Consider the following 23,710-nt stretch of genomic DNA (forward strand, 5'->3'; position numbering starts at 1 on the left):
AAAAGGCCGCATAAGCGGCCTGATAGAAATTTATGAAAAACTACAGCTGCGGGCCTGCAGCCACTAAAGCTTTGCCTTCGTCATTATCAGTAAACTTAACAAAGTTATCGACAAAACGTTTGGCTAAATCTTTAGCTTTCAACTCCCACTCAGCTGCGTTAGCATAAGTGTTACGCGGATCCAGAATAGATACATCATCCACCCCATGCAGCACAGTTGGCATTGCCAGATTAAAGTACGGCAGCTGCACAAACTCGGCGTTTTCAATGCTGCCATCTAAAATGGCATCGATAATGGCTCGGGTAGCTTTAATAGAAATACGCTTACCGCTGCCATTCCAGCCGGTATTTACCAGATAAGCTTCAGCGCCTGATGCCGCCATACGCTTGCCTAATACTTCAGCATATTTAGTTGGATGCAGGCTTAAAAACGCCGCGCCAAAGCAACTGGAAAAAGTGGGAGTGGGCTCGGTAATGCCGCGCTCAGTACCGGCCAGCTTGGCAGTAAAGCCCGACAGAAAATGGTATTTGGCCTGTTCTTTGGTTAACTTAGATACCGGTGGTAATACACCAAAGGCATCTGCGGTTAAAAAAATCACTTTTTTCGCATGGCCTGCTTTAGACACCGGCGCAACAATATTATCGATGTGATAAATCGGGTAAGACACCCGGGTATTTTCAGTTTTAGAGCCATCGTTAAAGTCAATTTCACCGTTAGCTAATACGGTTACGTTTTCCAGCAGCGCATCGCGGCGAATGGCGTTGTAGATATCCGGCTCATTTTCTTGCGACAGGTTAATGGTTTTGGCGTAGCAGCCACCTTCAAAATTAAATACGCCGTCATCATCCCAGCCGTGCTCGTCATCGCCAATCAGCTGGCGTTTGGGGTCGGTTGACAAGGTGGTTTTACCGGTGCCGGATAAACCAAAAAATACTGCGACATCGCCGTCTTTGCCCACATTAGCCGAGCAGTGCATAGAGGCAATACCCTGCAACGGTAAAAAGTAGTTCATCATAGAGAACATACCTTTTTTCATTTCACCGCCATACCAGGTACCGCCAATCAGCTGAATACGTTCAGTCAGGTTAAAAGCAACAAAATTCTCTGAATTCAGGCCATGCTGCTGCCAATTGGGGTTGGTGCATTTGGCACCGTTCATAACAATGAAATCTGGCTTGTAAGTTTTCAGCTCGGCATCCGTAGGGCGGATAAACATGTTTTTAACGAAATGCGCCTGCCAGGCCACTTCGGTAATAAAACGCACAGCTAAACGGGTATCGGCGTTGGCGCCACAGAAAGTATCGACAACAAACAAGCGCTTACCAGAAAGCTGGGTGGTTACCAGTGCTTTCAGATCAGCCCATACTGCCGGTGTAATGGCTTTGTTGTCGTTTTTACCTTGATCAGACCACCACACAGTATCGCGTGTAGTGTCGTCGCGCACTATGTATTTGTCTTTTGGCGAGCGGCCGGTAAAGATACCGGTATCAACTGAAACCGCGCCCAGTGTAGTCAGTTTGCCTTGTTCATAGCCTTGTAAATCACTGCGGGTTTCTTCCGCAAATAACTGATCATACGAAGGGTTATAAACGATTTCCGTGACATCTGTGATGCCGTATTGGCCCAGATCCAGATCGGACATGATGTAACTCCTAAGGGTACTGTAGGTAAGGGTGCAGTCTCTGGCGGACTTAATTTTCGGTATTTTTGTCACAATATGCTGTTTTTCTGTGCAAAAACCCAGCTACATAATAGCGTTTTGCCAGAATAAAAGATAGCCGGAAAATGCGTTGATTTGGCTAAAAACCGCGCCAGCTCTGGATTTGACAACTCGATTGTTTTAACAACGTACTATTTTTCAGCCTTTCGTAACCCGCACCGAAAGCTTTCAGCATCAAGCGGTAAGGCTGCGTTCGGTAGGCCGGGATTTAATTAATTTGGGCCACGGAATGCTGGCTTGCCCCATTACCATAAAGTCAGGGTTTGCCAAAGTATCACGCTGATTGTAGCTTAATGGGGTAAATTCACTGTCGAGAATTTTACCGCCTGCTTCTTCAACAATAACGTGTACTGCACCGGTGTCCCACTCGCCGGTAGGGCCCAGACGCATATAACAATCGGCTTTACCTTCTGCCACCAGGCAGCTTTTTAACGAACAGCTGCCCAGGGCAATATATTCAACATCATGCTGGCTTTGCAGTAAATCGACTATAGGTTGCAGCGGCTGGCGCCGGCTAACAGCTATTTTCAGGGTTTGCCCGGCCTGATGCTGGTTAACCCGCATCCGGTTAATCAGGTTGCGTCGTTGTTTAAAAGCACCATTTCCCCGGCTGGCGTAATACATAATATCTTCTTTGGGCCAGTAAATAACACCAAGCGCTGGCCAGCCATGTTCAACCAGCGCAATGCTGACAGCAAAATCACCGCTTCTTGCGACAAACTCCTGCGTGCCATCCATAGGGTCAATCAGCCAGTAACGTGGCCAGTGCTGGCGCTGTGCCAGCGGAATAAGATGGGATTCTTCTGAAATAATCGGGATATCGGGGGTCAATTCAGACAAGCGGTTAATGATAATACGGTTGGCGGCCAGATCGGCTGAGGTTACCGGGCTTAAATCGGCTTTTTGCTGTTGCTGAAAATCACCACTTTGATATAGCTGCCATAGCTCTGCGCCGGCTTCTCTGGCCGCAGATTTAACAGGGTCAAGCAGTCTGCTTAAAAACATCCGGGTTTGCTTCCAAATATTGCTGCGCTAATAACAGAGCGGCGACACTTCTGGCTTCAGTAAAATCGGCCTGCTGTAACAGAGCTTCGCTGTTTTTCCGTGCCCACGGCACCAACTCAAGTGGCTCGGGCTCGTCACCTTCAAGGCTTTGTGCATATAAATCAAAGGCCAGAACTATATGCATTGTAGCATTAAAATAGCCGGGGGCTAAGGCCAGCGATTTCAGCTGCACAAAACGCTGCGCACCAAAACCAATTTCTTCTTTTAGCTCACGATTTGCGGCAGTGATGATATCTTCACCCGGATCAATCAAACCTTTGGGAAAGCCCAGCTGGTAATCATGGGTGCCGGCACAATACTCACGGATCAGATAAAAATGTTCCGCATCAGGGCAGGCAATAATCATTACCGCCCCCCGGCCACTGCCACGCATACGCTCGTAGGTGCGCTGCTCGCCATTACTGAACATCAGTTCCAGTTGTTCAATTTTAAATAAGCGGCTTTGCGCAACAATATCTGTACTTAAAATTTCAGGTTTTTGCTTGTTGCTGTGTTTGTCATCCTGCCGCTGCGCCATGCTGTCACCTCTGGTACAATCCAATGCTGCTACTATAAAACGATTAACAGGAAAAACCTATGCTGAACTGGGCTGAAATTGATACCGTGCTGCTGGATATGGACGGTACTTTGCTGGATCTGCACTTTGACAATTACTTCTGGCTGCAGCACTTGCCCAAGCGCTGGGCCGAGATTAGCGGTATTACTGTTGCTAATGCAGAAGCACAATTAAAAGCCGAGTACGCCGAGCTTACCGGTAAACTGGAATGGTATTGTCTGGATTACTGGGGTAAGCGCCTGCAACTGCCGATTAACGAGTTAAAGCGCGAAGTCATGCATAAAATTGCTATGCGTGCCGATGTGCCGGAATTTCTTACCGCGTTAAAACAAAGTGGCCGTCAGATAGCTCTGGTAACCAATGCCCACCCGGATAGTTTATCGCTTAAAATTGAGCGCACTGAGCTGGCCAGTTATATCGACACACTGATCTCTACTCACGAATTTGGTGTTACCAAAGAAAACTGGGCGCTGTGGCAAAAACTACAGCAACGGCTTGGTTTTAACCCGCAGCGCACCTTGTTTGTTGACGACAGCCTGCCAATTTTAACAGCGGCACAGAATTTTGGTATTAAGCATTTACTTGCCGTAGCCAACCCCGACAGCCAGCAATTAAGCCGGCAAATTACCGAATTCCCGGCCATTACCGACTACACCGTACTGTTGGATGATATTCGTAACTACCGCAGTTAAACCAATAAGCTCAAAGCTTAGAAACTGATCCGATAACGGCCCTGTGCATCGGGTTTACCGAGGAACTGCATCGCCTGATGCACTTCTTCGGGCATATCAGCCTCGGGCTTTAGCGTACCGTTTACCAGTAACTGCTCAGCATTAACTACGGCTTTAATATCCAGCCCCAGGCGGTTAGCACCGTCGGTTGTCAGCACTACAGTGCCATCAGCACAGCTTAATTCACCAAACAGGCTTTGTAAGTCAAGCCAGGTGCCGGTTGGTGTTTGTAAGCGGGCATCCTGCCAACTGGCCTGGCCGTTTAACGCCTTGCACCAGGGCTGGCCCTGGCTAAATTCTGCCACATCCAGCACCAGCTCGCCGCTGGCGTCTACCGGCAATGGCAAGGGTAACATGGGCACTAGCTGCGCTACCGGCAGCTTTAGCAGGCTGTTTTGCAAAGCGCCGCCGCCAAAACCATAACTGGCAGTCGCTTTTACATAAGGTTGGGCCGGGTTTTGTGCACTACCGCTTTGCAGTTCAAACTGCAGCTTGCCGGTAAATAAGCGCCAGGGGCTTAATGACCACTGCAGGTTGTCAAACTGCAATTGCTGATAACGTAAACCGGCTATTTCGCCCTGCCATAAAGTGCCCGACACAGCACCTAACTGCAGTTGGGCTGGCAGCGGTGCCAGTTTTAGCCACCAGCTGGCAGGCGTTAATAGCAAAGTAAACACTAAATAGCAGCTTACGCCAATAACAATAAGTTTGGTTTTTGCCATAGCTTTGCTTACTCCACTACCATACGCCGCACCCGCACTATGCCGGGTGAATCAGCAGTGGCTACGTCTAAATTTACCAGTTTTACACCATGCTGATACTGCAGCGCATGCAGCCAGCTTAATAGTTTTTCAAAACTAACGTCTTCCAGCACCAGTGTTAGCTGTTCGTTTTGTGGTTGCATCCGGCTAACACTAATACCACTGCTGCGCGCACTGTTGCTGATAATTTGTGCCAGGCTGCCACCACTGCGTGCAGTAGTAACCGAAGCCGCTTTTAACTGCGGTAGCAATTGCTGTAGCTGGTTAAGCTGGCGCTGGGCACTTTGCACTTTTTGTTGCTGTACCTCACGGGCCTGATGCAGCGGCTGCCATAACATCCAGTAAAACAAACCTAGTACCACCACTACTGCAGCTCCGGCAACCAGCCGTTGTTCGCGTTGTTGTAACCCTGTCCACCAGGTTAAAAACTGCTGTTTCATACTTTGCCCCGCATCGCGACACTGCCTTGCACCTTGCCGCCGTCGTTACTCAGCGCGCCTTGCTCAACAATAAAACCAGCCTGTTCCAGTGCTGTTTTTAAACGCTCAAAACTCTGAAAACCTTCGCCTTTCGCCTGAAAACGCAACTCGGCGCGTTTGCCATCAAAACGCAGGTTTTCCAGGCTGATATCCGGCACTTTTGCCAGTTGTTGTTGCAGGCTGTCCAGTAACGCCAGAAAGCTTTGTTCATTACTGCCTCCCACAGCAGCAAGCTTTTGCTGCATTTGCAGGTTAAGGTTAACCACCCGCTCATTCGGAAAGGCCTGCTGGTATACACTAAGGCTTTGTTGTTGTAGTGCCGCACTTTGCCGCCCTAACTGCCAGTTAGTTAAACCCAGTTGCAGTATATAGAGGGTTAAACAAGCACCGGCCAGAATAGCGCTACTGCGCCATAGCTGTAAGTGCCGGTTAACCTGGCGCTTGGGTTTGTATTCACCCTGCAGCAGCGTAAAGCTATTCTGGCTTAGCTGGCTGGCCAGCAGGGCTAACGGTAATTCAGGCTCTGCCAGTTGATGCGGCTGCATCAGCTCTGCTGGCCAGGGGCTGTAACTGGTTAACATTGGCAAAGCTGCCAGTTGCAGGTAATCTGCCCACCAGGCAGCATCAATGGCGGCAACCTGCCAGCTACTGTGTTTTAGCAACCACTGCTCATGTAGCTGAATGCAGGCGGGTAGCTGCTGCTCGGGCAGTAATAAAGCGTCGGGCACCATGCGGCTAACGGTAAAACCGGCGCTTTGCAATGCGTCCAGCCATTGCTGCAACCGCTGGTGCTGGCATACCGCTACTTGCTGGCTGTACTGGCCGTCGTGGTGCGTTACGTCACCCAGCGCCAGAAACAGCTGTTCAATGTCTTCGGCCTGATCTTCTTCAAGCATATAAGGTAGTGCCTGCAGCAATTGCCGGTTAGGCTTACCCGGCAGATTTACCTGCTTTAGCACTACATCTGACGCCGGTACCAGCGCCACCACCGGTCTGGTACCCAGCCGCACGGCCAGTTCCGGCAGCTGTTCAGTACCGCTAAGTTCGCCGCTGGCGATCACTTCCTGATTATGGCTGGCCCACACCAGCCAACTGATGCTTTGTTCTGCCCGGCTACCTAGCCGGATCACCAACTGTTCACTCACCCCTGGCCTCCAAATCGCCGGGCCAATACTTTGACCTGATTATTATCATTTATTTTAAGTACCGACGTTAATACAAAGCCGCTTTCCAGATAGGCCGCTGTCGCTGTTAGCTGAAAACTGTCTGATTTAAGTGCCAGCATACTTTTCGCCTCTTCCGGTACGGTAATCGCACTGAGTTCGGCGGTGGCAAACAGCTCTTCCAATGTAGCAAAGCCTTCTTCCGGCCGGTTAGCGATAATATCCAGCGCTGCCTGCTCTGTCAGTTCAGGGATCAGCGCTGCCAGCAACACCGCCGTGTTTTCGGTCAGTGTATTTACATTCAGTAATAAGCGGTTATCTTCCGGCACCACACAAATAAAAGGCACCAGTAACTGGTAATCTGCCGGTGTTATATCCAGTATTACCCGCAACTCTGACACGCTGGCCATCAGGCTGTTAGCAGCGTAATACGGAAACCGCAGTGCGGCATAGTCATCATCTTCGGCACTGCCGGCCGTGCTTAGCAGGCTGTCTTCGTCCAGCCAGTCGCCCAGCCGCGCCGTAAGGTACTCTGCCGGCATAGATAACTCTGCCGCTTTTAGCTCCAGTAAGCGCTGAAAGGCTTTTTGTGCCGCGCTTTGCTCTATTCTGCCACCTCTTTGCGGCGTAACATTTTGCAGCGCATTTAAGTTAAAACAGCTGCGTAAATCGGTAATATCGCCTGCTATGGTGCCATTTTCTACCGGAAAAGTAGCACCGGCCAACGCCCAGTTTTGCGACAGGTTTACCGTTTCCTGCCCGGCCAGCTCACGCGCCAGCAGTACACGGGCAAACTGCTCGGCGCTCATTGCATACCAAAATGCCTGCTGTTGCTGCTGCATATTTTGCTGGCGCTGTAGCTGCAGCTGCAGGCGGCCGGTCATATTTACCGCAATCACTACTACGATGGCAATAATCATTAATACCGCAACCAGCGCTACGCCGGCTTGCTTATGCGGCTTCATTCTATTGCTCCTGCGGCAACTGCAGCGTCGGGCAGCATAAATATACGCTCTAAGCGGCCAAGGTGTTCATCTATCAGGGTAATACGCACCGCAGCAGGGAAATTCGCATCCTGCCAGCGCTCCAGCCATTCTTCACCCTGCAGATAGTGCACTTCAAAACCGGATAAGCCGCTTTGCAGCAGCTGCACTTTAGGCTGAGTGCCGGTTACAGCGTCCGGGTACAGTGTAAATAGGCGTTGTAAGGTACCTTCCTGCAGCCGGTAAGCAACGGTTTGAATTTCACTGCGTGGCAAAATCATGCCAGGGTTACGCCAGCCCTGCCGGGCAAAGCTGACACCATGGTCTTCGCTTTCCAGTAAAAACTTTTCGCCAAACAAGCGGGACTTTTGTGCGGCTTCGCCATCAATACGCACATGGCGTACGCTGATTTGCATAAAGTCACGCTCCAGCATCAGCATAGTGCGCTGCAATTGCACCAACCGTTCGCTGGCCTGCTGCGATAACTCATCACTTTGCGTTACGCTGGTTAGTACCGCTACCGACGCCAGCCCCACCAAAGCGAAAATGGCAGCGGCCAGCAGCATCTCAATAAAGGTAAAGCCGCTGTTTGCCTTAACCACTGGGTTTGCCCCTGTAGCTTTGTAACTGAAACAGCACCTGATCCGGTGATTCTGCCAGGCTGACACTAATCTGTATCAGGCGTAAATCTTCATCCGGTACTCTGCTCAGTTGCTGCTGCCATAACCAGTTGCGGTTAGCCATTTCTACCTGGCCCTGATCTTTTTCTTTACCCGGCCACTCGGTTTCCAACATCGCCAGTTGCATCTGATTATTGGCGATATAGCTGGCTACGGTTAACTCATCTAACTGGCTTAAACTGCGAATGTGGGCCGAACTGGCCTGCATAATCGCCATACCGGCAGTGGCAAAAATGGCCATGGCAACCAGCAATTCCAGCAGGGTAAAGCCATTACGCTTCATGGCAGCTCCGCAGATACCGGCGTGCGGGTAAGCGGTATGGCAAAGTCGGTCGATATTGCACTGTACAGTGGTGTCAGATCAGAGCTTTCGATCAGCAACAGCTGAAACGGGCTGATTTCGCCCGACGACAGCACAAATACCTGTGGCAATACCGGCACTTTGCTGTCTTCGCCGGTTTGCCTGTCGTCGTCATCCAGTTGCCAGTCCAGCTGGCTTAGCAAGTTGGTTTCCTCGCCGGGCAAACCCTCCAGCTCCAACTTTAAGGCAATATCACGCGGTAATTTATATTGCCGTAAACCGGCCGGTTCATTGGCCTCTGCCCATTTACCTTCACTGTTGTTGTAGTATAAAAAGCCGTAGCGATCTGGTAGCACATACAGCCCCCATTCCTGCTGCTTTAACATGGCGGTTTCTGCGGCAAACTGAAATAACTGCTGAAACCGCTCAGCTTCTTTTTCCAACCGTTCTTCGCGTGATTCACCACTGAAATTCATTACCACTGTGGTAGCCAGCAAACCAATCAGCAACATCACCAGCATCACCTCAACCAGGGTAAAGCCAGAGCGACAACGCTGAACAGCTGGCAGCGAGGGCATTAGTTGTTTGAATTCCCGTTGGCATCCAGGTTCCAGTTACCGATGTCATCATCAGTACCGGCAGTGCGATCCGGGCCTTTACTTAAGATATCAATACGGCCTACCTGGCCCGGGCTTATCAGAATGTAATCTTCATCCCATGGGTCTTTCGGTAAGCGGCGGATAAAGCCACCGTCCGGAAATGAACGCGGTACCGGCTGTGAAGTTGGTGCAGTAACCAGTGCCTGCATGCCTTGTTCTGTAGTGGGGTAAAAGCCATTGCGTAACCGGTACATATCCAGCGCGCTTTCCAGTTGCTGAATATCCACTATCGCTTTTTGCCGTGCAGCAGCTTCCTGGTTACCTATCAGGTTCGGCACTACCATACTGGCGATAATGCCCAGAATAACAATAACCACCATTACTTCTAACAGCGTAAAGCCGCTGTGCTGTCTGAATTTGTGTTGCCTTAACATATTAACCACCACCTACCATATTGTTTAACGCTAAAATCGGCTGCAAAATCGCCATGACAATAAATAACACCATACCGGCCATTACTGCTACCAACACCGGCTCAAATACTTTTAACGATACTGTTACCAGAGTTTCGAACTCGCGGTCCTGTGTATTGGCTGCACGTTCAAGCATTGAATCAAGCTGGCCGCTTTTTTCGCCGCTGGCAATCATATGCAGCATCATTGGCGGAAACAGCTTGGTTTGCTCCAGCGCGTTTTTCAGTGAGGTACCTTCACGCACCCTGGCGGTAGCATCTGTTACTGCCTGGCGCATATAAGTATTGCTCAGCACATCGGCACTAATGCGCATAGCTTCCAGTAACGGCACTGCCGAGGCATTAAGAATACTTAAAGTGCGGGCAAAGCGCGCGGTATTCAGCCCTTTGGTCACCTTACCGATAAGGCGGCTTTTTAGTACCAGAGCGTCCCAGCGAAAACGAAACGCTGGCTTTAACAGCGCCCGTTTAAATAACACTATTGCCAGCATAAAGCCAACCAGGACAAACAAGCCGTAAGCGCGTAAAAAGTCACTGGCAGCAATTAAAAATAACGTAGTGCCGGGCAGCGTTTGGCCCATATGCTCAAACTGGCCAACAATTTTTGGTACCACCGCTGCCAGCAAAATTGATATCACCAGCACAGCAAAACAGGTAAGAATGATAGGGTACAGCAAAGCCTGCAAAATCTGGCTGCGCATATGCTGGCGTTGCTCGGTGTAATCGGCCAGGCGGTTTAATACCTGATCCAAATGGCCGGATTTTTCCCCGGCAGCCACCATAGAACGGAACAGATGATCAAACACGTGCGGAAACTCGGCCAGGCCTTCTGCCAGGCTATAACCTTCCACCACCTTAGAGCGCACGGCCATCATCATATTGGTTAGCCGTGGCTTATCGCATTGCTCGGCAACAGCCAGCAATGCGCTTTCAATAGGTAAGGCCGCTTCTACCAGTGTGGCAAGCTGACGGGTAAGCAATGCCAATTCAGAGGCAGAAATACTACGCTTAAACCACTGTTTACCCGATGCCAGCAGTTTTTCCTGCTGTGACGCCAGCGCCACACTAACCGGTGTTAACTTTTGCTCCCGCAATAACGAACGGGCATGGCGGGCATTATCGGCCTCCAGTACACCTTTACTGTTTTTACCTCTGGCATCCAGTGCCTGATATTCAAAGGCCGGCACTATACATCCTCACGTGTTACACGCAGCACTTCTTCCAGCGTGGTTTCGCCGCTGAGCACTTTGCTAAAACCATCGGCGCGAATACTGGGGCTGTGCTGGCGCACATATTTTTCAATAGCCTGTTCACCCTTGCCGTTGTGGATTAGCTCACGGATATGTTCGTCTACCAGCAGCAATTCGTGAATACCGGTACGGCCGCGGTAGCCGGTAAAATTACATTGATCACACCCTTTGGCACGGTAGATCAGCACGCCTTCTTTTTTGGTTACACCCAGCAGATTGCGCTCTTCTTTATCCGGCTCATGGGCTTCTTTACAGTGAGTGCACAAAGTACGCACTAAGCGCTGCGCCAGTACGCCCAGTAAGCTGGATGATAATAAAAATGCCTCTACGCCCATATCTTCCAGCCGGGTAATGGCACCGGCGGCAGTATTGGTATGCAGAGTAGATAACACTAAGTGGCCGGTTAAACTGGCCTGCACCGCAATTTGTGCGGTTTCCAGGTCGCGTATTTCACCTACCATTACTACATCAGGGTCCTGGCGCAAAATAGCGCGTAAACCGCGGGCAAAGGTCATGCTCACTTTGGTATTAACCTGGGTTTGGCCTATGCCTTCCAGCTCGTATTCAATCGGATCTTCTACGGTAAGAATATTGCGATCTTTGGTATTAATCTCGGTTAAACCGGCATACAAGGTTGTACTTTTGCCCGAGCCGGTAGGGCCGGTAACCAGAATAATGCCATGCGGCTTTAAAATAAGTTGCGAAAATGCCTGTTGTACCGACAGCGTCATGCCAAGGTCGGCTAAATTGAGGTGTGAATTGTTTTTATCCAGCAACCGCATAACAACCCGCTCGCCATGGCTGGACGGCATGGTAGACACCCGCACATCTACCGCCCGGCCGGCAATACGCAGGCTGATCCGGCCATCCTGCGGTACGCGCTTTTCGGCAATATCCAGCTTGGCCATTACTTTAATACGCGATACCAGCAAGCTGGACAGGCGCCGGTTTGGCCGCAGCACTTCGCGTAAAATACCGTCTACCCGAAAACGCACTATCAGCGCTTTTTCAAAGGTTTCCACATGAATATCGGACGCCCCCAGCTTAATGGCTTCACCCAGCATGGCGTTAATCAGCTTGATAATAGGCGCGTCGTCTTCATTTTCCAGTAAATCTTCGCTTTCCTGAATATCATCAGCCAACGAAGCCAGGTTTACTTCGTTGCCAATATCTTCCATCAGTTGCTGTGCTTCTGAGGAGTCGCGCTGGTAGCTGGCTTCCAGCATAGCTTCAAACTCTACCGCCGATAAACGCTGAATTTGAAACGGCTCTGCCAGCATACGCCGCACTTCTAGCACGGCAGCGGCTGTGGTGGCGGTATGAATATACAGCCGCCAGCCTTCATCAGCCTGCAATTTCAGCAAGACGCCATGGCGTTTGGCAAAACCAAACGGCAGACGGATACGGCTGCTGGCAGGTTTTACCTGTTCTGCTTCCAGCGTGTCCATTAGTCTTGCTTCCCTTGCTCAATACCGGCAGGTGGTTGCTGTTTATTCATATAATCATCAAAAGTAGGTGGCAGGGTTAAAGAGTCATCCCACTCGGGCAATACTACCTGCCTGGTGTTTGGCATTAAGCGAATGCCCTCTTCCTCGCGTTTTAACTGCTCGGCACGGATATAGTTATATTTTGTTTTAGAAATACCGGAAATCGCCGAACCTTCACGCACTATGGTGGCTTTAATAAATACCATCAGGTTACGTTTTTGTTTGGTTACGCTGGTCGATTTAAATAAATGCCCCAAAATAGGGATATCGCCCAAAATTGGCACCTTAGACTCACTTTCCTGCACATCTTCGTCAATTAAACCGCCCAGCACCACGGTAGCGCCATCATCGGCCATAACGGTAGTTTTAATTTCACGCTTATTAATAGTGATATCCACCGCAGTAGCACCACCAATACTGGACACTTCCTGCTCGATGGTTAACTGCACCGCATCACCTTCATTAATTTGCGGCGTAACTTTAAGCTTTATACCCACTTCCTGCCGGTCTACCTGCTGGAACGGGTTAGTATTGTTAGAGCCGGTGGTAGAGCCGGTAATTACCGGTACCTCCTGGCCTACCAGAAAGAAGGCTTCCTGGTTATCCATAGTAGTAATATGCGGCGTGGCCAGTACGTTAGAGTTAGTGCTGGTGCGTACAGCCTGTAAAATAGCAGCCCAGTTGCCATTATAAAAACCCACCATAGCGCCATTTAAGCCACTCAGTACATTTGCTAATGCTGAATAATCCCGATTGGAATCAGGGACAGTCGTGATGACTTCACGACCTTCAACAATAGTTGTTGTTGTAGAGCCGCGAGTAACCTGTGAAGCCACCGCAGCACCACCGGCTACATTAATAATCGGTATTGTATTACCGTTATTAAAGTTAGTGCCGCCGCCATTGGCATTAAGCCACTGCACACCAAAGTCGGTACCATCGCCTTCAAATACTTCAACAATAATGGCTTCAACCAGCACCTGGGCACGGCGGATATCCAGCTGGCGCAGCACTTCTTCTAACGAGCGCATCATATCCGGCTGGGCCGTGATCACCAGCGAGTTACTATCAGCATGGGCTTCAATGCTGATAGACCGGCCGCTATTGGCGGCGGCACTGCGCCCGCCTTGCGCTCCGGCTGCACCGCTACCGCCCTGTACTTCAGCCACTATAGATTCGCTTACGCCTTTTAATACCGGCACCAGCTCTTCTGCTTTGGCGTATTTTAAATAAAACACCCTGGTGTTACCGCTGGTTTGCAGCTCGCTGTCCAGCCGTTTTGCCAGTTCAATCACGCGCTGGCGCGCCTGCAATTCGCCGCTGACAATTACACTGTTGGTACGCTCGTCAGCCACAATACGCGGTACCAGAAAATCAGGTTGTTCAGCACGGCCCTGGCTTTTATAAATACTTTCCAGAATACGTACAATTTCAGGTGCAGAAGCATATTGCAGTTTGACGATTTCCAGTTCCTGATCGCCTGCCTTATCTACCCGCTGAATAATATCTACCAGCCGGTTTACCACGGCGGCCGGGCCGGTCATCATAATTACGTTAGACGGGTCGTAGTTGACTACATGGCCGCCACCGGCCTGGTTACTAAACTGGCGTAGTAATGGTGCCAACTCGCGTACCGAGACATTGCGCACCTGCACCACCCGGGTAACCATTTCGTCGCCCTGGCCCGGTGCATCATCGGTTACCACCGGAATATTGCTGGTTTTGGCGTCTTTATTACGCACAACCTTTAATACGCCATTCTCCATTTCCACTACGGCAAAGCTGTATACTTCAAGCACGTTAAGAAAAAACTGATAATACTGCTTCTCATTCAGCATTTCGTAGCTGCGTACATTAATACGGCCACGCACCTGCGGATCAACAATAATGGTTTTTTTCAGGTTCATACCGACGATATTAATAAACTCATTAATATCGGTGCCTTTGAAGTTAGGCGAATACATCACCTCTTCCTGTGCTACAACAGTAACACCAGGCACAACGGCTGTGAGCGCAGCCGCCACGAGCAAACTGGCCAGCGAACGGCGGGAGAATAAAGAAAATTGCCCTGATTTCATTAATTTATAACCAATTAGTTTTAATAATTATTGTGACAGATTAACCAGAATATCCCTGATCTCGCCATCGCGCTCTATTTTTATTGCCGCTTCTTTGGCATCGCGCAATTCATTAATTACGTTCATTGCCTGCTGCATATCATTTAACCTAATACCATTAATTTCTACCGCCAAATCATTCGGCCGCAAACCAAGCTGGGTAAACAAAGACGGGTCTTTGCCGGGCATTAAGCGGTAGCCTGCCAGTTGGCCATTATCCCGCTGTGGCGACACCCGGATATAATCAAAAAATTTCATTGGCTGGGCAATCAGCTCGTCGCGCCGTAAATCCAGGTCTTCACTTACCTGCAATGGCTGCATTTCCATAGGTTCTGGTGCCGGTGCCATATCCATTATTGGTTCGTCTGTTTGTTCATCGGCGCGGCCAAGGCCGGCATTAGCCTGCGCAATTTTGGTGTATTCAAAACCATCCAGCATCAGGGTTTCATAGCGTCCGGCTTGTTGCAGTAACACCCGGTCTGACAACACCTGTTTTAACACCGCACTGGTACCTTCAATGGTATCGTCAATCGCGTAGGTTGCTTCGCTGCCACGGCTTTCAATAATGGCACTGCCCTGGTTCGGGCTACTGCCCACCGCTACCAGACCGGTTAATTTAACATTTAGCTGGGTTTTTGGCGCTTCGGTCACTACCGGTGTGGCCGGTTTTACCGGCACTGCAGAGGCTTTGCCAAACAACGAAAAACCGGTTAACGCCGCCAGGCTAATACCACCGCTTTGTTTAACTGCAGCAGGGCCCGCAGCCGGTGGTAAAGCACTATTTTCAGGTACTGGCACCAGTTGCCAGCTAAAGCGTGCCAACAGCCATGCCAGTACAATAACCAAAACCAGGTTCAGCACCTGCTGCACCCTGTTTAATGGCACTTTTTGTAGTTGTCTCACTAACTGCTGCGTGTCTAATAACGGCTTCATTGCACACTTCTACTTTAAGAGAGAAATTTATCTTACCCAGTTGTCTGCCAGCCAACAAGGCCAGCACTGAAATTTACAAGGTATTAACCATGTTTTTTTCGTATCTAACGCCATTTAGCCTGCTTTGGCACTATAATGGCGATCTTAGTTCGGCCATACAGTGTAAATTATGTCGTCAGCAAAACAACCCGCGCAGGATACCGCTACAACATTACGGTTAGATAAATGGCTATGGGCCTGCCGTTTTTATAAAACCCGCGCTCTGGCCAAAGAGATGATCGAAGGCGGTAAAGTACATTATAATGGTCAACGCTGCAAAGCCAGCAGAACAGTAGAAACCGGTGCTACAGTGCGCCTGCCACAGGGCACTGATGAAAAAGTGGTAGTAGTGCTGGGTTTGTCGGAAAAACGCCTGGCCGCACCGCTGGCGCAACAACTGTACGAAGAAACCGCCGACAGCATAGAGCAACGGTTAAAACGGGCCGAGCTGAGAAAAACCAACAGCTTGTTTGCACCGCATCCGGAGACCAAACCAGATAAAAAAGAGCGGCGTAAGCTGCTTTTATTAAAATCGCAGCAGTAAGAGAACAGCATGAATTCAGATAATTTATTCCGCTTTTTATTTCAAAACCGCAACGTACGCGGCGAACTGGTGCAACTGGCCGACAGCCTGGACCAAATGCTGTTGCACCATAATTACCCATTGCCGGTAAAACAGTTATTAGCAGAATTGGTTGCAGCTACCAGCCTGTTAACTGCTACGCTGAAACTGGATGGTGATATAGCCGTACAAATTCAGGGTGATGGCCCGGTACGTTTTGCTGCAGTAAATGGCACTGATCTGCAGCAGTTTCGCGGTGTAGTGAGGATGCAGGCAGAAATTTCCGGTGACAGCTTTCGCGATCTGATTGGTGAGGGCTATCTGCTGGTAACCATTACGCCAAAACAGGGCGAGCGTTATCAGGGCATTATCCCGTTAAGTGGTGACAGTTTAACCAGCACGCTGGAAGCTTATTTTGCCCAGTCAGAACAATTGCCCACCCGGTTATACCTGTACACTGACTTACAAGCAGCACACTGCCGCGCAGCGGGCTTTATGCTGCAGGTACTGCCGGTTGAGCAGCAAAAAGCTAAGGCTGATTTTGAAGATTTAGTGGTGTTAAGCGATACCCTGACCCAAGACGAAATATTCAGCCTGCCTGCAGAGCAACTGCTATACCGTTTATTTCATCAGGAAGAGGTAGAGCTGTTTGCCCCGCAACCCGTCAGCTTTGTTTGTGGTTGCTCAAAAGAGAAATGCGCCTCAGCCATTATCAGCCTGGGCCGCGACGTGATTAACGAACATATCGCCGAAGGTAAACTGGATATTAACTGCGAATACTGCAATACCACCTACCACTTTAGTCCGGCCGATTTAACCGTCTTACTACAGCAAATGTAGTATGCCAACAGCCGTCGCTATAGCGGCGGCTGTTATTTCATTTTATGTTTTTGCTACTTAGTCATCCCGCGTTAGTACTTCCAGCAGTTCAATCTCAAACAACAAATTGCTATTGGCCGGGATCATAGTGCCTATCTGACGCTCGCCATAGGCCAGCGCAGCCGGTACCCACAGCTTGCGCTTACCACCGGTTTTCATACCCTTAAGACCCAATATCCAGCCCTGGATCACGCGGTTATTACTCAGCACTATCTGAAACGGCTCGCCACGTTTGTATGACGAGTCAAACTCAGTGCCATCTTCCAGCCAGCCACGGTAATGCGCAGTAATCAACGCCCCGCGCTCAGCGGCTTTGCCGGTACCTTCGATAAGGTCTTCAATTTTTACTTCGGGTTGCATGGGTTGGTCTTTAGATAAAATTAATGCCGGTATTATAGCGAGATATTTAATGGCGATGTGCAGGAACAACAAGGGCGTAACTTTTTAAATTACGCCCTTTTCGGTTGTAGGACCCTTTGCCTTTCTCGATTTTACCACTTGGGTTTGAAACATCTCTTAGGCTATATCACGGATTAATTTGCTGCTTGCCTTCCGCTTCTTGCTGTAAAAAGCGCTGCTTTGCCTGTTGCTGCTTTTCTCTGGCAGTCAGGTGCTGCGCCAATTGTGCTGTTTCATCTGATGTGCCGCGCACAATAATTCGACGTGTATCGTTATCAAAACACAAGGCTTCGTTTTTGCTCCATGCCGTTATCGTTACCCGGTTAGTTAACAGTGTTAACACGGGGCACGGCTGATATCCGGCGTACTTTGCCTTGTTGTCCCAGTAACTGTTAATGGCAAAACTGCCGATAACTACCAACACTAAGCCGGCCAACACACCTATTGCAGTAGTTTTACCGTTGTCAGCGGGTAACGGTTGTTTGCATAGCCCGCGCCACAGTCTGTTAGCGGCATAGCTGAGCATAAATACCAGAGCAACTAAAGCACCGGGCAAGTAGCCATAAAAGCTACTCAATACAATAAGAGGCTTGGCGCTGGAAATCTCAGCGAATTGTGTTTGCAATGAATAGAGTAATGTCCAACTGCCTGCGATCAGCAAAATACCGAAAAACAGCAGGGCAATAAAATCTTTAAGCATTGAACGTTGATTCATCGGCTAAATGCATTCGGCTTCTGATCACCGCTAGTACTTCAATCTGATCAGGTTTGATGTAATAAATAATCCGGTAATCCCTGTATAGCACCTCACGAATTTGCGCCAGATTATACTCAGGCACAATTCTGCCGGACAAAGGATGTTGGGCGATTTGCTCAGAGCGACGTGTTATTTCATCAACCGTTTTAAGTGCATAAACTGCTGAGTCTGCAGCTATGTATTGAAAAATAGCATCAAGATGTTCTGCAGCATTTGCAGACCAAAGTACTTTCACTTAGTTCACTCTTACTCAGGCAAGCCGTACTTTTGCCGGATTTCCTGCACAGATTGCAACTTGCCCTGTTCGCTGTCACGTAAACCGTTTTCTACCGCCTGGCGCACGTAAATCTGCTCCATCAGATCGTCCCAGGTGGCATCAGCGGGTAGTTTATCTATCAGTTTATGGGCGTCATCTTTTTTAAGCGGGCTTGGCATGGTTGCATCTCCTTCAACGTAGTAATTGTTGGCCGGATGCGGGTGAAAAGCAATTAAAAAGCAACGGTATGTTGTTTAACGCAGCGGCTTACCAAAACAACAAGGGCGTAATCTTTTGAATTACGCCCTTTTCGGTTGTAGGACCCTTTACCCTTTTTTGCCTTAACCACCCTGGTTTGAAACAACTTACTGGTGACTAAGGCCTTAATCGCATTATCGCGGATTTCGCCGCGGCCATGCTCGGTTGCCGCTGGTTTACTCATCTTGGTTCTCCTGTTGAAAAAACGCGCAAAGTGTAACTGCGCTCTTGGGCCTTAGCAAGGGCGGTAAGTTCCGTGTGAAACGGAAATTGCAAAACTCAGCTTGTCAGTACCACGCTGCGTGACTACACTTTGTAAGTATTTTACTTACAAAGTGACCTGATTATGGCCCGTACTATTACCTTTCAGCCCAGCGAAGAGTTGGGGCAATTCATTGAGAACCTGATTGCCAGCGGCGGGTACCACAATCAAAGCGAAGTGGTCCGCGCTGGTTTACGTTTGCTGCAGGAGCACACTGCCAACTCTACGTTAGCGCAGTTACGCCGGCTGATTGCCGAAGGTGAGCAAAGCGGGGAACCGGCAAACTGGGATGTCGATAACTTTCTTAGCCGGATGAAACAACCGGTTGATGCCAACTAAAACCGTCCGGCTTACACCACAAGCTGATGCCGATTTGGCGGCGATATATCGTTACAGTGGATCTGTATGGGGAGACAGTGTGGCTGAGCGTTATATCAGAGAAATCAGCAACATTTTTCAGGTATTGCTGGCAAACCCTTCTGTTGGTAAAAGTTGTACTTTTATCAGCCCTAACCTTCGCGCCAGAGCCTGTGATTCTCATGTTATTTTTTACCGGCCAACAGATTTTGGTATAGCGGTAATTCGCATCCTGCATAAATCAATGGATTATCCGGCACACCTTTAATGGGCTGCTCAATAAAAGTTTCACTGCGTTTTACCCGCCTTACCATAAAGTTTGCTTCGACACTGCCAGCCACATAATAACCAACACCGTAACCGGTAGGGTAATTAGTGCCAGGTTGGTAAAACCTTTGTGGTAAAAACTAACCATCGCCTGTTCGCGTTGGCTCAGTGCTGCACCTCTGCTGCGCTTTTCAGTCAGCGTTTTCACCTTCCAGTTACCCAACCAAATATCGACAATTTCCAGCGGCACTATGAGTAACAGCACCAGCCACAGCTTTTGCTGCAACCAGGGCATAGCAATAAAACCGTAGTGAAATGCCATGGCTGCGCCACTGAGCAACAAAGTACACAGGGCGATATGTTCCAGCGTAATAGTCCAGAAAAACACCCGGTATACTTTAGCGGTGGCAGGCGATAGTTCGCCTTCTTGCTGTTGCATATAGCGCAGCACCAACCAGGAGCCAATGGCAGGGCCTAACCACATGATCAGCGAGCCCAAATGCAATACTTTAAGCGCGGCGTACATTGCTGCTTCCCCATAATTTCCAGGCTATCAGCACAAACCATAATGTACTTAGCACCATGCTGGCGGCGGTAAAATACTCAGCCAGCTTTAGTTGTTGCAAGGCGATGCTAACGGATAACCCCAACCCCAGTAGCCAGGCCACTATGCCGGGATACAGCCACAACTTAAGCGCCGGTTGCTGCTTTAACAGCGCCAGCGTTAACAACATACCACCCAGGTTATACAGGCCGTTACCGAGAAAGCCGGTCAGGTGCATGGCCAGGTTGTCGATAAACTGCAGCAAGGCAATATCGGTAACCGCTACTTGCGGCATAACAAAAGCGTACAGCGTTTCGGCCATTAGATCCGGTGCCATACCCAGCGCCACCAGCAATACGCCATACTGGCGCGGCGCCCCCGATTGCAATTCGGTTGACAACATCACCGCAAATGCCAGCAAGCTAAGTGCGGCGGCCATCCAGCTTAGCCAACCCCATTGCCATAACGTCAGATTGGCGTTGATATACGCCAGCCGGGTGGCTAAATCATCGCCTACCGGCAGCCCCGGCCGCATCGGGCCATTCATCATTAAGCAGGCAATAAAGATCAGCAGTGCAATCAGCAAGGTAGTGTAAAAGTAATACGGTTTTGGCATAGCGGTTTGTCCATAGCAGAGAAGTTGCTATCTTACCTGCTGCTGGATTCAAGTGAAAAGTTTTGCTAAGCCACCACAAGGTTGTTGTTGCTGCACTTCCACTCTACAATAAACCCGGCATCATTATCAGGATAGGGCATGAACACCGATATACGCTGGCAACAACGGTTAGCAAACTTCACCAAAGCACTGGCTGAACTGAGTGACGCTATTGCGCTGGCAGAGCAACGCAAGCTTACCAAGCTGGAGCAGCAGGGTTTGATTCAGGCATTTGAGTACAACTACGAATTAGCGTGGAACTGTATTAAAGATTTTTATCAGTTTCAGGGCGAAACCGATATTCAGGGTTCACGCGATGCAATCCGGTTGGCGTTTAGCCGGGGCTTAATCAGCGACGGTGAGCTATGGATGAATATGATTAAAAGCCGGGCGCTAACCTCACATACTTATAACCAGGACACCGCCAACGCTGTCGCTGATGATGTTTTAAAGCGATATTACCCGGCTTTCGTCGCACTGTATCAGGTATTAAATGAACAGCAAAATGCCGGCTGAAAGCTATGGTTTAAGCCAGCAGGCATTACAACAAATCCGCCAATGTCTGGCACAGCATGCCCAAATTGAACAAGCTGTATTATATGGCTCGCGGGCTATGGGTACTTACCGGCCCGGCTCAGATATTGACCTGGCAATTGTTGGCTCAAAGTTTAGCCATCAGCAACTGCTACAACTTCTGACAGCACTGGACGATACATTGCTGCCATACAGCTTTGATATCAGCCGGATACAAGACATCGAAAGTGCAGACCTGCTGGCGCATATAGCGCGCGTTGGTAAGGTGCTGTATCAACGGCCGCTATAATTGACAATGACCTGCGCGATGTCACTGAGCGGTATGGTATGGTCTACCGCGCCCAGTTTAATCGCTTCTTTTGGCATACCAAATACCACACAGCTGGCTTCGTCCTGCGCATAGGTACGGGCACCGGTCTGATGCAGCTCTTTTAAGCCGCGGGCACCGTCATCGCCCATACCGGTCATAATAATACCCACCGCATTTTTGCCGGCAAAACGGGCTACGGAGCGAAACAGCACATCAACAGAAGGCCGGTGCCGGTTAACCTGGGGGCCGTCGACAACCTCTACCTGGTAAAAGGCGCCACTGCGTTTTAATACCATATGCTTGCCGCCGGGAGCAATCAGCGCCAACCCAGGCATTACCCGATCATTATTACGCGCTTCACGCACTTCAATCTGGGCCAGCATGTTTAGCCTCTCTGCAAACGAGGCAGTAAATTTTTCCGGCATATGCTGCACAATAACAATACCCGGTGACACCCGGGGTAGCGCTGTCAGCACGTATTCCAGTGCCTGGGTACCGCCGGTAGAGGTACCGATAGCAATGATTCTTTCCGTTGTCTGTGCCATAGCGGAGCTGCCTGCCGGCAGTATCGCTTCTGCACTGAGTTTTACCGGCACCGGCGTAGTTGTGTTGAACAACTTTCTTACCCGGGCCTGGGCAGCCGAGCGTACCGCTGCCAGCAGTTCGGCTGATGCCTGCTGTAAAAAGCCTTTTAACCCTACTTTGGGTTTAGTAATAATTTCTACCGCGCCGGCCGCCAGCGCCTGCATCGTCGTTTCGGCGCCTTTTTCTGTCAGGGATGAACAAATTACTACCGGTGTCGGCCGCTCGTGCATAATTTTCTTTAAAAAAGTAATGCCATCCATGCGGGGCATTTCAATATCCAGTACGATAACGTCGGGCCAGTCGCGCTGCATTTTTTCCATCGCAAACAGCGGATCAGACGCCACACCACTGACCTGAATATCAGGCTCTTTATCCAGCAGCGCCTGTAATACCTGGCGTACGACGGCAGAGTCGTCAATCAGCATCACTTTGATTTTTTTTAATGCCATTTAACTCTCCTGCAGCCGCTGATGTTTAACCCACACATGGCCGTCGGTCAGATCAAAAATAACTGTTCTGTGCCCCGTTAGTCCCAGATCCTGCGCTGTCAGTGTCAGGCCATACTGTGCCAGTAACATATGGCCTGCAGTGATATTATGCAGCGCCACGTCAGCATAAGCAGAGTAGTTGGCAGGCAGGAACATATTGCCACCACCAAACAGTTTAATTTGATATTCCTGCAAACGGGTGCCGTAATGATGCGCCTGTTGCTGAAACAACTGCATTGCTTCATCGGCATATTTGCCACTAAGTCCATGCTGATGGCAGCTGCGCCGTGGCAACATATAGTGGCACATACCACCAAGCAGCATCTGAGGGTGCCACAGCGTAATGGCTACGCACGAACCTAATAAGGTGCGGATGCGCGCGGGGGCCTGGCCAAAATAAAACTCGCCGGGCTGTAAAAAAATCTCACTCTGCGGCATCGCGATTGTCATAGTTTTCGGTATACCGACGGGCTGACTAGCTTCAACGCGGTAGTAATACCGTTAAGGCTTTCCGACAGGCTGACAATAAAGTAACCGCCTGGTTTTAATCTGGGTAGCATATGAGCCACCACTTTACGTTTAGTCTGCGGATCAAAATAAATCATCACATTCCTTAAGAAAATAACATCAAACTCGCCAATATCAGGGAACGGTTCGATCAGATTAATTTGCATAAAGTGGATCTTCTCCCGCAACTGCCGGGTAATCAGAAAGGTACCGTCCTGATTACCAGTGCCTTTTAAACAATATTTCACCAGTAAGGGCCGGGGGATATGCTGAGCACGTGCCAGCGGATAATGACCCGAGCACGCCTGCTGTAACACCTGATTACTAATATCGGATGCTAGTAATTGCCACGGGATAGTCAGCTGTTCGCTCAGCGTCATCGCTATACTGTACGGCTCTTCGCCGCTGGAGCAGGCAGCACTCCAGATCCGGAAGGAACGGGCAGTCCTGGCTGCTGGCAGGATCTGCTGCTGCAAAAAGTCGAAATGCCTGGGTTCGCGGAAAAAATACGTTTCGTTAGTGGTCAGTAAATCCAGTGCTACCTGCAGCTCCGACGGCAATTCGCCACTGCTGATCAAGAAAAAATAGTCGCTGTAACTGGCTAACTGAAAATGCTTGAGCCGTTTAAATAACCGGCCTGCCACCAGTGCTTTCTTAGCCGGCGTCAGTTTAATTCCCGCCGCCTGATGCAGCCAGCGCTGGAAATGCTCAAACTCAGTATCGTTAAGCACCACCTCCATTTTCTACTCCTGCT

The 23,710-nt window shown here is 49.7% G+C and carries 32 protein-coding genes; 7 read left to right on the plus strand and 25 right to left on the minus strand.

From position 1 onward, the window contains the following. Nucleotides 1–40: 40 nt before the first annotated feature. The 3 genes from pckA to nudE form a co-directional block, all read right to left on the minus strand. Nucleotides 41–1,642: a phosphoenolpyruvate carboxykinase (ATP) gene (pckA, locus tag J3B89_RS16300; protein WP_215398669.1), complete on the minus strand. Its 1,602-nt coding sequence runs from the start codon at nucleotides 1,640–1,642 to the stop codon at nucleotides 41–43. A gap of 252 nt (nucleotides 1,643–1,894) precedes the next feature. Further along, nucleotides 1,895–2,725 carry a 3'(2'),5'-bisphosphate nucleotidase CysQ gene (cysQ, locus tag J3B89_RS16305; RefSeq protein ID WP_215398670.1) on the minus strand — a complete coding sequence of 277 codons (831 nt, stop codon included), beginning with the start codon at nucleotides 2,723–2,725 and terminating at the stop codon, nucleotides 1,895–1,897. Beyond that, complete coding sequence (gene nudE / locus J3B89_RS16310) at nucleotides 2,703–3,302, minus strand: ADP compounds hydrolase NudE (RefSeq protein WP_215398671.1); 600 nt, start codon at nucleotides 3,300–3,302, stop codon at nucleotides 2,703–2,705. Before nudE ends, cysQ begins: the two co-directional genes overlap by 23 nt. A gap of 59 nt (nucleotides 3,303–3,361) precedes the next feature. Here nudE and yrfG point away from each other — a divergent pair, with 59 nt between their 5' ends. Continuing rightward, entirely contained in the window at nucleotides 3,362–4,033 is a 672-nt protein-coding gene (yrfG, locus tag J3B89_RS16315; RefSeq protein WP_215398672.1) for a GMP/IMP nucleotidase, read from the plus strand. A 17-nt stretch (nucleotides 4,034–4,050) separates the two neighbouring features. Here yrfG and J3B89_RS16320 read toward each other — a convergent pair whose 3' ends face one another. Genes J3B89_RS16320 through gspC form a run of 12 tightly spaced genes read right to left on the minus strand, consistent with a single transcriptional unit; the run spans nucleotide 4,051 to nucleotide 15,297 of the window. Further along, entirely contained in the window at nucleotides 4,051–4,794 is a 744-nt protein-coding gene (locus J3B89_RS16320; RefSeq protein ID WP_215398673.1) for a type II secretion system protein N, read from the minus strand. An 8-nt stretch (nucleotides 4,795–4,802) separates the two neighbouring features. Continuing rightward, nucleotides 4,803–5,273 (minus strand): type II secretion system protein M, encoded by a 471-nt coding sequence (locus tag J3B89_RS16325; RefSeq protein WP_215398674.1) that lies wholly within the window; start codon nucleotides 5,271–5,273, stop codon nucleotides 4,803–4,805. Then, nucleotides 5,270–6,457: a type II secretion system protein GspL gene (gene gspL / locus J3B89_RS16330; RefSeq protein ID WP_215398675.1), complete on the minus strand. Its 1,188-nt coding sequence runs from the start codon at nucleotides 6,455–6,457 to the stop codon at nucleotides 5,270–5,272. The genes J3B89_RS16325 and gspL overlap by 4 nt, the downstream gene beginning before the upstream one ends. Then, complete coding sequence (gene gspK / locus J3B89_RS16335) at nucleotides 6,454–7,440, minus strand: type II secretion system minor pseudopilin GspK (protein ID WP_215398676.1); 987 nt, start codon at nucleotides 7,438–7,440, stop codon at nucleotides 6,454–6,456. Before gspK ends, gspL begins: the two co-directional genes overlap by 4 nt. Then, entirely contained in the window at nucleotides 7,437–8,060 is a 624-nt protein-coding gene (gene gspJ / locus J3B89_RS16340; RefSeq protein ID WP_215398677.1) for a type II secretion system minor pseudopilin GspJ, read from the minus strand. Before gspJ ends, gspK begins: the two co-directional genes overlap by 4 nt. Further along, entirely contained in the window at nucleotides 8,053–8,421 is a 369-nt protein-coding gene (gene gspI / locus J3B89_RS16345) for a type II secretion system minor pseudopilin GspI (RefSeq protein WP_215398678.1), read from the minus strand. Before gspI ends, gspJ begins: the two co-directional genes overlap by 8 nt. Next, nucleotides 8,418–9,017 carry a type II secretion system minor pseudopilin GspH gene (gene gspH / locus J3B89_RS16350; RefSeq protein ID WP_215398679.1) on the minus strand — a complete coding sequence of 200 codons (600 nt, stop codon included), beginning with the start codon at nucleotides 9,015–9,017 and terminating at the stop codon, nucleotides 8,418–8,420. The genes gspI and gspH overlap by 4 nt, the downstream gene beginning before the upstream one ends. After that, complete coding sequence (gspG, locus tag J3B89_RS16355; protein WP_215398680.1) at nucleotides 9,017–9,472, minus strand: type II secretion system major pseudopilin GspG; 456 nt, start codon at nucleotides 9,470–9,472, stop codon at nucleotides 9,017–9,019. Before gspG ends, gspH begins: the two co-directional genes overlap by 1 nt. Before the next feature lies 1 nt (nucleotide 9,473). Then, nucleotides 9,474–10,697, minus strand: a complete 1,224-nt coding sequence (gene gspF, locus J3B89_RS16360) for a type II secretion system inner membrane protein GspF (protein ID WP_215398681.1) — start codon at nucleotides 10,695–10,697, stop codon at nucleotides 9,474–9,476. After that, nucleotides 10,697–12,208: a type II secretion system ATPase GspE gene (gene gspE / locus J3B89_RS16365; protein WP_215398682.1), complete on the minus strand. Its 1,512-nt coding sequence runs from the start codon at nucleotides 12,206–12,208 to the stop codon at nucleotides 10,697–10,699. Before gspE ends, gspF begins: the two co-directional genes overlap by 1 nt. Further along, nucleotides 12,208–14,325, minus strand: coding sequence for a type II secretion system secretin GspD (gene gspD / locus J3B89_RS16370; protein WP_215398683.1), 2,118 nt, complete (start codon nucleotides 14,323–14,325; stop codon nucleotides 12,208–12,210). The genes gspE and gspD overlap by 1 nt, the downstream gene beginning before the upstream one ends. Nucleotides 14,326–14,352: 27 nt before the next feature. Then, nucleotides 14,353–15,297, minus strand: a complete 945-nt coding sequence (gene gspC, locus J3B89_RS16375; protein WP_215398684.1) for a type II secretion system protein GspC — start codon at nucleotides 15,295–15,297, stop codon at nucleotides 14,353–14,355. Nucleotides 15,298–15,466: 169 nt separating this feature from the next. Between gspC and hslR the strand changes: the two genes are divergently transcribed. Beyond that, a complete protein-coding gene (hslR, locus tag J3B89_RS16380; RefSeq protein WP_215398685.1) occupies nucleotides 15,467–15,880 on the plus strand; it encodes a ribosome-associated heat shock protein Hsp15 in 414 nt (137 codons plus the stop codon). A 9-nt stretch (nucleotides 15,881–15,889) separates the two neighbouring features. After that, the gene (gene hslO / locus J3B89_RS16385) at nucleotides 15,890–16,738 is read left to right on the plus strand and encodes an Hsp33 family molecular chaperone HslO (RefSeq protein ID WP_215398686.1); all 849 of its coding nucleotides are present in this window, start codon (nucleotides 15,890–15,892) and stop codon (nucleotides 16,736–16,738) included. Nucleotides 16,739–16,795: 57 nt separating this feature from the next. Here the strand turns inward: hslO and J3B89_RS16390 are convergent, their stop codons facing one another. The 5 genes from J3B89_RS16390 to J3B89_RS16410 form a co-directional block, all read right to left on the minus strand. Then, nucleotides 16,796–17,137 carry an FKBP-type peptidyl-prolyl cis-trans isomerase gene (locus tag J3B89_RS16390; protein WP_215398687.1) on the minus strand — a complete coding sequence of 114 codons (342 nt, stop codon included), beginning with the start codon at nucleotides 17,135–17,137 and terminating at the stop codon, nucleotides 16,796–16,798. Nucleotides 17,138–17,303: 166 nt separating this feature from the next. Beyond that, a complete protein-coding gene (locus J3B89_RS16395; protein ID WP_215398688.1) occupies nucleotides 17,304–17,891 on the minus strand; it encodes a DUF1240 domain-containing protein in 588 nt (195 codons plus the stop codon). Beyond that, a complete protein-coding gene (locus J3B89_RS16400) occupies nucleotides 17,869–18,168 on the minus strand; it encodes a type II toxin-antitoxin system RelE/ParE family toxin (RefSeq protein ID WP_215398689.1) in 300 nt (99 codons plus the stop codon). Before J3B89_RS16400 ends, J3B89_RS16395 begins: the two co-directional genes overlap by 23 nt. Nucleotides 18,169–18,179: 11 nt before the next feature. Next, a complete protein-coding gene (locus J3B89_RS16405) occupies nucleotides 18,180–18,368 on the minus strand; it encodes a hypothetical protein (protein ID WP_215398690.1) in 189 nt (62 codons plus the stop codon). 53 nt (nucleotides 18,369–18,421) lie between these two features. Further along, nucleotides 18,422–18,631 (minus strand): alternative ribosome-rescue factor A, encoded by a 210-nt coding sequence (locus J3B89_RS16410; RefSeq protein ID WP_215398691.1) that lies wholly within the window; start codon nucleotides 18,629–18,631, stop codon nucleotides 18,422–18,424. 162 nt (nucleotides 18,632–18,793) lie between these two features. Here J3B89_RS16410 and J3B89_RS16415 point away from each other — a divergent pair, with 162 nt between their 5' ends. Beyond that, nucleotides 18,794–19,048 carry a type II toxin-antitoxin system ParD family antitoxin gene (locus J3B89_RS16415; RefSeq protein ID WP_215398692.1) on the plus strand — a complete coding sequence of 85 codons (255 nt, stop codon included), beginning with the start codon at nucleotides 18,794–18,796 and terminating at the stop codon, nucleotides 19,046–19,048. Then, entirely contained in the window at nucleotides 19,038–19,334 is a 297-nt protein-coding gene (locus tag J3B89_RS16420) for a type II toxin-antitoxin system RelE/ParE family toxin (RefSeq protein ID WP_215398693.1), read from the plus strand. The genes J3B89_RS16415 and J3B89_RS16420 overlap by 11 nt, the downstream gene beginning before the upstream one ends. 39 nt (nucleotides 19,335–19,373) lie before the next feature. On the opposite strand, the gene J3B89_RS16425 is transcribed toward J3B89_RS16420, so the two are convergent. Both J3B89_RS16425 and J3B89_RS16430 read right to left on the minus strand, forming a co-directional pair. Then, nucleotides 19,374–19,859: a DUF2269 domain-containing protein gene (locus tag J3B89_RS16425; protein WP_215398694.1), complete on the minus strand. Its 486-nt coding sequence runs from the start codon at nucleotides 19,857–19,859 to the stop codon at nucleotides 19,374–19,376. Beyond that, nucleotides 19,843–20,493: a hypothetical protein gene (locus tag J3B89_RS16430; RefSeq protein WP_215398695.1), complete on the minus strand. Its 651-nt coding sequence runs from the start codon at nucleotides 20,491–20,493 to the stop codon at nucleotides 19,843–19,845. Before J3B89_RS16430 ends, J3B89_RS16425 begins: the two co-directional genes overlap by 17 nt. Before the next feature lie 138 nt (nucleotides 20,494–20,631). Between J3B89_RS16430 and J3B89_RS16435 the strand changes: the two genes are divergently transcribed. Both J3B89_RS16435 and J3B89_RS16440 read left to right on the plus strand, forming a co-directional pair. Continuing rightward, nucleotides 20,632–21,048, plus strand: coding sequence for a nucleotidyltransferase substrate binding protein (locus tag J3B89_RS16435; RefSeq protein ID WP_215398696.1), 417 nt, complete (start codon nucleotides 20,632–20,634; stop codon nucleotides 21,046–21,048). Then, nucleotides 21,026–21,355: a nucleotidyltransferase domain-containing protein gene (locus tag J3B89_RS16440; RefSeq protein ID WP_215398697.1), complete on the plus strand. Its 330-nt coding sequence runs from the start codon at nucleotides 21,026–21,028 to the stop codon at nucleotides 21,353–21,355. The genes J3B89_RS16435 and J3B89_RS16440 overlap by 23 nt, the downstream gene beginning before the upstream one ends. Here J3B89_RS16440 and J3B89_RS16445 read toward each other — a convergent pair. From J3B89_RS16445 to J3B89_RS16455, 3 genes are read right to left on the minus strand one after another with little or no spacing between them, the layout of a single operon-like run. Further along, nucleotides 21,340–22,410: a protein-glutamate methylesterase/protein-glutamine glutaminase gene (locus tag J3B89_RS16445; protein WP_215398698.1), complete on the minus strand. Its 1,071-nt coding sequence runs from the start codon at nucleotides 22,408–22,410 to the stop codon at nucleotides 21,340–21,342. The two genes, J3B89_RS16440 and J3B89_RS16445, sit on opposite strands and share 16 nt — an antisense overlap. Beyond that, on the minus strand, nucleotides 22,411–22,899 hold the full coding sequence (locus tag J3B89_RS16450) for a chemotaxis protein CheD (protein ID WP_215398699.1): 489 nt from the start codon (nucleotides 22,897–22,899) through the stop codon (nucleotides 22,411–22,413). Then, on the minus strand, nucleotides 22,896–23,696 hold the full coding sequence (locus J3B89_RS16455) for a CheR family methyltransferase (RefSeq protein WP_215398700.1): 801 nt from the start codon (nucleotides 23,694–23,696) through the stop codon (nucleotides 22,896–22,898). The genes J3B89_RS16450 and J3B89_RS16455 overlap by 4 nt, the downstream gene beginning before the upstream one ends. Nucleotides 23,697–23,710: the final 14 nt, after the last annotated feature.

The sequence above is a fragment of the Rheinheimera oceanensis genome, from assembly GCF_018831085.1.
In the GTDB taxonomy this organism is placed as follows: Bacteria; Pseudomonadota; Gammaproteobacteria; order Enterobacterales; family Alteromonadaceae; genus Alishewanella; species Alishewanella oceanensis.